11 protein-coding genes and 2 pseudogenes are annotated in these 10159 nt (G+C 72.9%); 7 read left to right on the top strand and 6 right to left on the bottom strand.

The features are described 5' to 3' along the window. The 5 genes and pseudogenes from KBX39_RS33280 to KBX39_RS12540 all read left to right on the top strand — a co-directional run. Positions 1-172: pseudogene (locus tag KBX39_RS33280) on the top strand (sugar ABC transporter substrate-binding protein); the annotation flags it as partial. Positions 173-241: 69 nt separating this feature from the next. After that, positions 242-1054, top strand: a complete 813-nt coding sequence (locus KBX39_RS12555; protein ID WP_043328323.1) for an ATP-binding cassette domain-containing protein — start codon at positions 242-244, stop codon at positions 1052-1054. Continuing rightward, positions 1051-2310 (top strand): sugar ABC transporter permease, encoded by a 1260-nt coding sequence (locus KBX39_RS12550; RefSeq protein WP_043328321.1) that lies wholly within the window; start codon positions 1051-1053, stop codon positions 2308-2310. The genes KBX39_RS12555 and KBX39_RS12550 overlap by 4 nt, the downstream gene beginning before the upstream one ends. A gap of 31 nt (positions 2311-2341) precedes the next feature. Then, complete coding sequence (locus KBX39_RS12545; protein WP_210870580.1) at positions 2342-3517, top strand: ROK family protein; 1176 nt, start codon at positions 2342-2344, stop codon at positions 3515-3517. 98 nt (positions 3518-3615) lie between these two features. Next, positions 3616-4353 carry a DUF4142 domain-containing protein gene (locus tag KBX39_RS12540; protein ID WP_043328319.1) on the top strand — a complete coding sequence of 246 codons (738 nt, stop codon included), beginning with the start codon at positions 3616-3618 and terminating at the stop codon, positions 4351-4353. A gap of 13 nt (positions 4354-4366) precedes the next feature. On the opposite strand, the gene KBX39_RS12535 is transcribed toward KBX39_RS12540, so the two are convergent. The 4 genes from KBX39_RS12535 to tsaB are packed head-to-tail and all read right to left on the bottom strand — an operon-like array spanning position 4367 to position 6808. Then, positions 4367-4621, bottom strand: coding sequence for a hypothetical protein (locus tag KBX39_RS12535; RefSeq protein ID WP_030501549.1), 255 nt, complete (start codon positions 4619-4621; stop codon positions 4367-4369). Between the two features lie 17 nt (positions 4622-4638). Then, complete coding sequence (gene tsaD / locus KBX39_RS12530; RefSeq protein ID WP_030501550.1) at positions 4639-5685, bottom strand: tRNA (adenosine(37)-N6)-threonylcarbamoyltransferase complex transferase subunit TsaD; 1047 nt, start codon at positions 5683-5685, stop codon at positions 4639-4641. A gap of 5 nt (positions 5686-5690) precedes the next feature. Beyond that, complete coding sequence (rimI, locus tag KBX39_RS12525) at positions 5691-6134, bottom strand: ribosomal protein S18-alanine N-acetyltransferase (RefSeq protein WP_064446583.1); 444 nt, start codon at positions 6132-6134, stop codon at positions 5691-5693. After that, positions 6131-6808 (bottom strand): tRNA (adenosine(37)-N6)-threonylcarbamoyltransferase complex dimerization subunit type 1 TsaB, encoded by a 678-nt coding sequence (gene tsaB / locus KBX39_RS12520; protein WP_210870576.1) that lies wholly within the window; start codon positions 6806-6808, stop codon positions 6131-6133. Before tsaB ends, rimI begins: the two co-directional genes overlap by 4 nt. Positions 6809-6979: 171 nt before the next feature. Here tsaB and KBX39_RS12515 point away from each other — a divergent pair, with 171 nt between their 5' ends. Continuing rightward, positions 6980-7705: a helix-turn-helix domain-containing protein gene (locus KBX39_RS12515; RefSeq protein WP_210870573.1), complete on the top strand. Its 726-nt coding sequence runs from the start codon at positions 6980-6982 to the stop codon at positions 7703-7705. Here the strand turns inward: KBX39_RS12515 and ung are convergent. Continuing rightward, a complete protein-coding gene (ung, locus tag KBX39_RS12510; RefSeq protein ID WP_043328313.1) occupies positions 7694-8392 on the bottom strand; it encodes a uracil-DNA glycosylase in 699 nt (232 codons plus the stop codon). The genes KBX39_RS12515 and ung overlap by 12 nt on opposite strands. A gap of 181 nt (positions 8393-8573) precedes the next feature. Between ung and KBX39_RS12505 the strand changes: the two genes are divergently transcribed. Beyond that, entirely contained in the window at positions 8574-9944 is a 1371-nt protein-coding gene (locus tag KBX39_RS12505; protein ID WP_210870570.1) for a lipase family protein, read from the top strand. A 1-nt stretch (position 9945) separates the two neighbouring features. Here KBX39_RS12505 and KBX39_RS12500 read toward each other — a convergent pair. Beyond that, positions 9946-10159 (bottom strand): annotated as a pseudogene (locus tag KBX39_RS12500) (tRNA (adenosine(37)-N6)-threonylcarbamoyltransferase complex ATPase subunit type 1 TsaE); the annotation flags it as partial.

The following is a 10159-nucleotide window of genomic DNA, read 5'->3' as shown; positions in this document are numbered from 1 at the left end:
CCAGACGGTCAAGGACCCGGAGGGCAACCGGGACGTGCCGGCCGTGCTGCTGGAGCCCAAGGCCATCTTCAAGGACAACGTCAAGGACGTCGTGGCCGACGGCTACGTCACCAAGGAAGAACTCTGCACCGGTGCCTTCGCGAAGCTCTGCACCGACGCCGGCGTGAGCTGACCCACCCGCCTCAGGCGGCGCCCGCGCCGGACGGGATCCGAGACCTCCCTCCGCCCAAAGGAGAACCCCGTGTCCGCAACCCCCCTGCTGGAGCTACGCGGGATCGACAAGAGCTTCGGTCCCGTCCAGGTGCTGCGCGACGTCGCCTTCGCCGCGCACCCCGGCGAGGTGACCGCGCTCGTCGGTGACAACGGCGCCGGCAAGTCGACCCTGGTCAAGTGCATCAGCGGCATCCACCCCACCGACGCCGGCGAGTTCCTCTTCGACGGCCGGCCGGTGACCATCAACAGCCCCCGGGACGCCGCCGCGCTCGGGATCGAGGTCGTCTACCAGGATCTCGCGCTCTGCGACAACCTCGACATCGTGCAGAACATGTTCCTCGGCCGGGAGAAGCGCAGCGGCATCGTGCTCGACGAGCCGACCATGGAGCAGATGGCCGCCGAGACGCTCGCCGGCCTGAGCGTGCGCACCGTGAAGTCGCTGCGCCAGCACGTGGCCAGCCTCTCCGGCGGCCAGCGGCAGACCGTCGCCATCGCCAAGGCCGTGCTCTGGAACAGCCGGCTGGTCATCCTGGACGAGCCGACCGCCGCGCTCGGCGTCGCGCAGACCGCCCAGGTGCTGGAGCTGGTGCGCCGGCTGGCCGACAACGGCCTGGCCGTGGTGCTCATCTCGCACAACATGAACGACGTCTTCGCCGTCTCCGACCGGATCGCCGCGCTCTACCTCGGCCAGATGGTCGCCCAGGTGAAGACCACCGACATCACCCACTCGCAGGTGGTCGAGCTGATCACCGCCGGCCGATCCGGCGGCCTCGGCCTCACCGGCGAGCCGGGCGGCAACGGCGCCGCGCCCGCCGACACCACCCCAGGAGCCATCCGATGACCGCCATCGTCGTGAAGAAGGAAGGCCCGGCCGGCGTCGCGCCGACACCGACCCTGAACAGCCACGTGAACAACTACTGGCGCCGGGTACGCGGCGGCGACATCGGCGCGCTCCCCGCGGTGGTCATGCTCGTGGCGCTGGCGGTGGGCTTCTCGATCGCCCGCCCGTCGTTCTTCACCGCCGGCAACCTGGCGAACCTGTTCACCCAGGGCGCGGCGGTCACGCTCATCGCCATGGGCCTGGTCTTCGTCCTGCTGCTCGGCGAGATCGACCTCTCCGCCGGCTTCGCCAGCGGCGTCTGCGCCGCGATCCTGGCCAACGTGGTCACCGTGCTCGGCTACCCCTGGTACGTGGCGGTGCTCGCCGCCGTCGTCACCGGTCTGGTGATCGGCACCGTGCTGGGCCTGCTGGTCGCCAAGGTCGGCATCCCGTCCTTCGTGGTGACGCTCGCCGGGTTCCTCGCCTTCCAGGGTGTCGTGCTGACGCTGATGGACGAGGGCGCCAACATCGCGATCCGCGACGACGTGCTCGTCGCGATCGCCAACCGCAACCTCTCCCCGGCGCTGGGCTGGGCGCTCGCCGCGGTGGCCGTCGCCGGGTACGCGGCAGTGCAGTTGCTCCGGTACCGCAACCGGGCCGCCCGTGGACTGCTCACCGACCCGCTCACGGTGGTCGGCGCGCGGATCGCCGGCCTGGCCGTGATCCTCGGCGTGGCGGTCTACGTCCTCAACCTGGAGCGCAGCCGCAACGTGCTGATCACCTCGCTCAAGGGCGTGCCGATCGTGGTGCCGATCATCGCGGTGCTGCTGATCGTCTGGACGTTCGTGCTCCAGCGCACCAGCTACGGGCGGCACATCTACGCGGTCGGCGGCAACGCCGAGGCGGCCCGCCGGGCCGGCATCAACGTCGACCGGATCCGTATCTCCGTCTTCGTCATCTGCTCCTCGATGGCCGCCATCGGTGGCATCGTGGCCGCCAGCAGGGGCAACTCGGTCGACCCCAACACCGGGGGCAGTAACGTACTGCTCTACGCCGTCGGCGCGGCGGTGATCGGTGGCACCAGCCTCTTCGGCGGCAAGGGCCGGGTCCTCGACGCCGTGCTCGGAGGCGCGGTGGTCGCGGTCATCGACAACGGTATGGGACTGATGGGATACAGCTCGGGCGTCAAGTACGTGGTCACCGGCGTGGTGCTGCTCGCCGCGGCGACCATCGACGCGCTCTCGCGTCGGCGGGCCGCCGCGACCGGCAACCGCTGAGCAGGGGTACGGAAACACCATGGCAGTGGCAATGCGCGCGGGCCCCAGTCAGGACGAGATCCGTCGGCAGAACCTGGGCGCATTGCTCCGATACGTGCACGTCCACGGGGCCACCACCCGCGCCGAGCTGACCACCGCGCTCGGCCTCAACCGCAGCACCATCGGCGCGCTGACCGCGGCCCGGGGCGGCGCCGGTCTGGTCAGCGAGGGGACGCCGAAGGAGACCGGCCGGGCCGGACGACCGTCACTCGTCGTCCGGCCCGAGTCGGGGCGGGTCTACGCGTACGCGTACAGCGTCGAGGTGGACCGGCTGCGGGCCGCGCGGGTCGGACTCGGCGGTGAGGTGCTCGACCGCCGGGAGATGGACCGGCCGCGCAACCTGGTCGCCGGGGAGGCCGCCCCGCTGCTCGCCGGCGCGGTCAAGGAGATGCACCAGTCGGTGCCGCCGGACGCGATCTGCGTCGGCGCCGGCGTGGCGGTGTGCGGCATGGTCCGCCGCGAGGACGGGCTGGTCCGGCTCAGCCCCACCACCGGCTGGGTGGACGAGCCGATCGGTGCGGCGCTCGCCGTCGAGCTGGGGATAGACGTACCGATCACGGTGGGCAACGTGGCCGACGTGGCCGCGTACGCCGAGCACGCCCGGGGCGCGGCGGTCGGCTGCGACAACGTCATCTACATCTACGGCGACGTCGGTGTGGGCGCGGGCATCATCGCGGGAGGGCGGCGGCTGAGGGGGCACGGCGGCTACGGCGGCGAGGTGGGCCACATGGTGGTGGTCCGCGACGGGGTGCGCTGCGACTGCGGCCGGCGCGGCTGCTGGGAGACCGAGATCGGCGAGCACGGGCTGCTGCGCGCCGCCGGCCGGTCCGAGGCGCGCGGCCGGGACGCGCTGCTGGCGGTCTTCGACGCCGCCGACCGGGGCGACGCCCGCGCGCAGACCGCGGTACGGCAGGCCGGCGACTGGCTCGGCTTCGGCGTCGCGAACCTGGTGAACATCTTCAACCCGGAGATGGTCATCTTCGGCGGCACCATGCGTGACCTCTACCTGGCCTCCGCCGCGCAGGTGCGCAGCCGGCTCAACTCCAACGGGCTGCCCGCGTGCCTGGAGCACGTGCGGCTGCGTACCCCGAAGCTGGGCGACGACGCGGCGCTGATCGGCGCCGCCGAGCTGGCGTTCGAACGACTCCTCGCCGATCCGCTGAACTGATCGGCCCGGTGATCCGTACCAGTGTGCGGACGGGCGGCCGGCTTGCGCGGCCGTCCACGACCCCGCGTACCGGTCCGGACCGAGGAGGCACCGCAACCATGGCATCGCTGGAATCCGCACGCCGCAAGCTGGCGCACCGGGTGGTACTGCTGCTCGCCGCGCTGGGCGCGGGGATCGGCGTCGTTCCCGGGACGGCGCAGGCCGCGCCCAACCCCGGCGTGCAGATGAACGCCGCCGACATGACGCTGCTCAACGGCGTACGGCTGGCCGGGCTGTGGGAGATGCCGGCCGGGCAGATGGCGGCCGAGAAGGGCCAGTCCGCCCGGGTACGCGAGGTCGGCGCGGAGATCGCCAAGCAGCACGCGGAGCTGGACCAGCTGGTGGTCGAGGCGGCCAACAAGCTCGGCGCCACCCTGCCGACGGATCCGACGGCAGAGCAGCAGGGGTGGCTGACCGAGATGCGGAACGCCACCGGCGCCCGGTTCGACCAGATCTTCGTCACTCGGCTGCGGGTCGCCCACGGCAAGATCTTTCCGGTGATCGGCGCGGTCCGGGCCAGCACCCGCGACCCGATCGTGCGGAAGCTGGCCGAGGACGCCAACAAGTTCGTCAACGACCACATGACCATGCTGGAGAGCACCGGGCTGGTGCGCTGGCAGCAGTTGCCGCCGGCCGCGCTGCCGCCCGCGCAGAGCGACTCGCTCGTCGCCGCCGCCCAGGCCAACGTGGGCAGCGGCGGTGGGCTCCAGGTCGGCACCGGACTGGTGTGGGCGGTCTTCCTGATCGCGCTCGGCACCGGCGGGTACGCCACCTGGCGGCTGACCCGCCGCTCCTAGCGGGGCGGCGGCGTCAGCGGTCGACCTGGGCGAAGTCCCAGCTGTGCGGCGGGCGGGCGATCAGGCGCGCCGGTGGCTCGGGCAGTTCCCGGGGGTTGTTCCGCCACTTGGAGATGACCACGAGCCGGTGGTCGGTGGAGGAGAACACCTCGCTGGAGACGTGCATCGGGTCGTGCTCGAACTCGGGCAGCGCGGTCTCGCAGACCCAGGTGATCAGGTCGGCGAAGCCGTACGACTCGGCCTTGGCCTCCCACATCCGGACGATCATGTCGGTTTCCTCCCCGCTCACACACTGACCACCGTCAGCGGCATCGCCGAGTCGGCCGGCAGGTCCAGCCGGCTCGGCGCGACGCCCGCGGCGACCAGGTGCGAGCCGAGCGCGGCCACCATCGCGCCGTTGTCCGTGCAGAGCTTCGGCCGGGGCGTACGCACCCGGATGCCGTACTTGCCGGCCCGCTGCTCGGCCATCGCCCGCAGGCGGGAGTTGGCTGCCACTCCGCCGCCGATCACCAGCGTGTCGATGCCGCTGGTGCGGCAGGCGTCGATCGCCTTGCCGACCAGCACGTCGCAGACCGCCTCCTGGAAGGACGCCGCCACGTCGGCGACCGGGACCGGCTCACCGGCCCGCTGCCGCGCCTCCACCCAGCGGGCCACCGCCGTCTTCAGACCCGAGAAGGAGAAGTCGAACCGGTGCCCGACCAGGTCCTTCGCGGCGGTCAGCCCGCGCGGGAAGGCGATCGCCGCCGGGTCACCGGCACGCGCTTCGCGGTCGATGTACGGTCCGCCCGGGAACGGCAGCCCGAGCAGCCGGGCCACCTTGTCGAACGCCTCGCCGGCCGCGTCGTCGATGGTGGCGCCGAGCGGTACGACGTCGCGGGCCAGGTCGTCGACGCGCAGCAGCGAGGAGTGGCCGCCGGAGACCAGCAGCGCGATGGCGGGCTCGGGCAGCGGGCCGTGTTCGAGCGTGTCCACAGCCACGTGCGCGGCGAGGTGGTTCACCCCGTACACCGGCTTTTCCGCCGCGACCGCGTACCCCTTGGCTGCGGCGACCCCGACGAGCAGCGCGCCGGCCAGGCCCGGCCCGGAGGTCACGGCGATGGCGTCGATGTCGGCGATGGTGACGCCTGCCTCGCGCAGCGCCCGGTCCATGGTCGGCACGATCGCCTCCAGGTGGGCGCGGCTGGCCACCTCGGGCACCACGCCGCCGAACCGGGCGTGCTCCTCGACGCTGGAGGCGAGCGCGTCGGCGAGCAGCGTGTGCCCGCGCACGATGCCCACGCCGGTCTCGTCGCAGGAGGTCTCGATGCCGAGGATCAGTGGTTCGTCAGCCATGCGCGTCAGTCCTCGTTGCGCTGCATGACCAGCGCGTCGGTGTTGCTCGGTTGGTAGTAGCCGCGCCGTACGCCGATCGGCTCGAAGCCGTAGCCGGCGTAGAGCCGCTGCGCCGGGGCGTTGTCCGCGGCGACCTCCAGCAGCGTGCTGCGGACGCCGCGCCGGGCCGCCTCGGCGAGCAGCGCCTCCAGCAGCAGCCGGCCGATGCCCCGCCGCTGCGCGTCCCGGCGGACCGCGACGTTCTGCACCCACGCCTCGTCGGGCGGGTAGACGGCCAGCCCGGCGTAGCCGAGCACGGTGCCGTCGTCGTCGGTGGCGGCGAGGTAGAAGTGGCCGTTGGCGAGTTCGTTCCAGAACATCGCCGCCGACCACTGCTCGGCGCCGAACAGGTCCGCCTCGATGGGCAGCACCTCCTCGACGTGCCACCAGCGGAACCGGCCCAGCCTCATGGCAGGACCGGCTTGTGGCCGGTGGCGGCGACCGCGTCCGGGCGGCGCAGGTAGAGCGGGGTGAGCGTCTCACCGGGCGCGTCCGCGCGGATCCGCGGCGCGGCGAGACGCGCCAGCGCCAGCGGGTCCGGGTAGCGCGGCTCGTCCCGCACCGGCAGGCCGAGCACGTCCGCGTACCGGTGCGCGCCGTCGCCGACCGCGACGCTGACCGCCAGGTCGCGCGCCCGCTGCGCGACCACCGCCGGGGCCGCCACCTCCGGGCCGGCCAGGCGCTGACCGGCGCCGTCGTAGACGGCCCAGTAGATCTCCCGCCGCCGCGCGTCGCTCGCCGCCAGCACCGGCTCGCCGGCGGCCGCCGGGTGGCCGAGCCCGTCCAGCGAGCAGACACCGTACGTGGGGACGCCGAGCACCTGACCCATGGTGGCGGCGGTGACCAGCCCGACGCGCAGCCCGGTGAACGGGCCCGGGCCGAGGCCGGCGACGATCGCGGCCAGGTCGGCGGGACGCGCGCCGACGTCCGCCAGCACGGCGTCGACCTGCGGCGCGAGCAGCTCGCCGTGGGCGCGGGCATCGACGGTGCACCGGGACGCGCGAACCGCGACGCCGTCCGCCGAGACCTCGGCCAGCGCCGCGGTCACCGCGGGCGTCGAGGAGTCCACCACGAGTACGAGCACGGTAAGCCAGCCTAGCCGTCCGCCCCGTCCGCCCTCGGCACGCCCTCGCCGCTGACCCGGTCACGGTGCGTAGTGTCCCGACGGAAGAGGTGACCTGGGAGCGATATACCTCTCGGTCATAAATATGACTCACAGGTATATCGCTCGACGGCGAGTTGCCATCCTCCGGAGATGACGGAGAGTCGCCTGGCCCAGGAGATCGCCCGCGCCCTGCGCCACGAACGGGAACTGGCCGGACTCACCCAGCAGGCCCTGGCCGCGCGGGTCGGGATCAGCCAGGCCGCCGTCGCCCGGATCGAGCGCGGCGACCGGCTGCCCAGCCTGACCACCGCGGAACGTCTGCTCGCCGCGCTGGATCGGCAACTGCGGATCGAGGTCGAGCCGCTGGACAGTCACCTGGACGCGGCGCTTGACGAAATGGCCGGGACCGCGCTGACCGAGCGGATCGATCATCTCCGGCTCGACCCGATCATGGACGCGCTGGGCGACCTGCCGTACGTGCTGGCGGGCGGCACGGCGGCCCTGTTGCAGGGCGCGCCACTGCCGGTGGACGCGGTCGAGATCGCGGTGCGGTGGCGGGACTCCCCGCGCTTCACCGCGTTCCTGGAGCGGGGCCGCGCGCAGCGCTGGGATGCCCGATGGCAGGAGTGGGGCGGGGGCCACCCGGAGCCCGAGGAACCGGGCGAGCACCGCTGGCGGACCCGGTTCGGCGAGCTGCGGGCCCGGATGTGCGACGAACTGCCCGAGCCGATCGAGATCAGGCTCGGCGAGCGCACGTACCCGGTGGAGCCGCTGATCGAGGTGGAGGTGACCGACAAGCGCACGGCCGAGCTGCTGTCCCGGTACCGCCGGCGCCTCGCCGCGGCGGGCGAGGCGCCGGACGGGTCAGCCGGCTGAGCGTTCCCAGTCGACGGTGGGCAGCCCCGCGTCGGCGAGCGCCTTGTTTGCCGCGCTGAACGGACGGCTGCCGAGGAAGCCGCGCGGGTTCATCGGGCTCGGGTGCCCGGCCTCCAGCACCACGTGCCGCGGGTTGGTCACCAGCGCCGCCTTCTTGCGGGCGTAGCCGCCCCAGAGCAGGAAGACCACGCGCTGGTCGAGCGCGTCCAGCGCCCGGATCGTGGCGTCGGTGAACTCCTCCCAGCCCTTGTTCGCGTGCGAGCCGGGGGTGGCCTGCCGGACCGTCAGCACCGAGTTGAGCAGCAGCACGCCCTGCGCGGCCCAGCCGTCGAGGTTTCCGCTGCGCGGCTTGGGCACGCCCAGGTCCTCGCTCAGCTCCTTGAAGACGTTGCGCAGCGACGGCGGCACCGCCACCCCCTCGCGCACGCTGAAGCTCAGCCCGTGCGCCTGGCCCGCCTTGTGGTACGGGTCCTGGCCGAGGATGAGCACCCTCGTGTCGGCCGGCGCGCAGTGCCGGTAGGCGGAGAACAGGTCCTCCAGCGGCGGGAAGACCGTGGCGGTCGCGTACTCCCGGGTGACGAACTCGGCCAGCGCGGCGGTGCGGGCCGGGTCGAGGTGGGGGGTGAGCACGGCACGCCAGGCCTCCGGCAACAGCGCCGGCAGGTCCAGGGTGGGGGCGTCGGGCATCGGCAACCTCTCCTAGTCGGTCGCCATCTTCCTACCAGCCGCGACCGACACTCCCGGGCAGCGGCCGGGCCGGGTACTGGACGAGAAAAGTTACCGGAGCGTAACCTACTGGCAAGTTACTTACGCCACACCACCACTGCTAGCTTGCATCCACCACCATCGATGCTCGCTAGGAGTGCCCGTGAGCAGCAGGAACACCCGTCCCCGCACGCCCTCCGCCCGCCGCGCGATCGGCCTCCGGATCCTCGCCGTCGCCGCGGCGGCAGCCACCTACCTGGCCGGATCCGGCGCAGCCGCAGCCGCCGACGACGCCGCGCCCGTGGTCTCCCGCGGCGTGACCATCCCCGCCTTCTACCACCCGCCCACCGACCTGCCCGCCACCAACGGCACGCTGATCCGCACCGAACCCCTGCCGCTCGGCCTGAGCATCCCCGGGCTCGACGGCCGCCCGATGCCCGGCACCGCCACCCGACTCATGTACCGGTCCACCGACTCCAACGGACGGCCCGTCGCGGTGACCGGCGCCTACATCGAACCGTCGGCGGCGTGGCGGGGCGCCGGCCCGCGCCCGCTGGTGGCCGTCGCCTCCGGAACCATGGGGCAGGGCGACCAGTGCGCGCCGTCGTTCTCGCTGCAACATCCGCTCACGCTCACCGGCGACACCCTGTCCGTCGGCTACGAGGCACTGGCGATCTATCGTTTGCTCGCCACCGGCGCGGCCGTCGTCGTCACCGACTACGTCGGCCTGGGCGCGACCGACCGGCTGCACACCTACGTCAACCGCCTCGACGGCGGCCACGCCCTGCTCGACGCGGCCCGCGCCGCCCGCGCCGTACCCGGAGCATCGGTCACCGCCCAGTCCCGGGTCGGTCTGTACGGATACAGCCAGGGCGGGGGCGCCAGCGCCGCAGCCGCCGAACTCCACTCCACCTACGCGCCCGACGTGCCGCTCGCCGGCACCTACGTCGGCGCGCCGCCCGCCGACCTCACCGCGGTCATCGGCGGCATCGACGGCAGCGCGCTGGTGGGGGCGCTGGGGTGGTCGCTGAACGGCTTCGCCCAGTCCGACCCGGCGCTGCGGGACGTCATCGAGGCCGCCGTCAACGACACCGGCCGGGCGGCGCTGAAGGACACCTCGACCATGTGCGTCGGCGACGCGATCCTCCGGTACGCGTTCACCAGGAGCAGCAAGTGGATCACCGGCGGCCGGTCCCTCACCGCCGTCATCGCCGCCTCGCCCGAGGCCCAGGCCGTCCTCGACCGGCAGCGCATCGGCACGCTCAAGCCCACCGGCCCGGTACGTGTGGCAACAGGCATCCAGGACGACATCGTGCCCCACCGGCAGGCCCGTCAACTGGCTGTCGACTGGTGCCGCAAGGGCGGCAACGTGACCTACCAGGCGATCAGCCTGCCCAACCTCGGCGACAAGATCCTCACCAACCACCTGGTGCCGCTCATCACCGACCAGGGCGACGCGGTGGCCTGGATGAGCGACCGGCTCGCCGGGCGGACCGCCTACTCCAACTGCTGGACGATGCCCCTTCAGCCCTGACTCAGGACAGTTCGGCGACCCGGGCGGCCCAGTCGCCACCGACCGGTTCCAGCGTGACCGCCCGGGTGTCGTCGTCGCGGCGGTCGATGCGTACCCGCAGGTGCGCGTCGACCAGCTGCTCGACCATTCCCTCGCCCCACTCCACCACTGTCACCGCCTCGTCCACCGAGGCGTCCAGGTCGAGGTCGTCGATCTCCGCCCGCGGGTCGGCGGCC

It is taken from the genome of Micromonospora sp. D75 (genome assembly GCF_018070405.1).
Classification (GTDB): domain Bacteria; phylum Actinomycetota; class Actinomycetes; order Mycobacteriales; family Micromonosporaceae; genus Micromonospora; species Micromonospora chalcea.
This window is presented reverse-complemented; position numbering and strand designations above follow the sequence as displayed.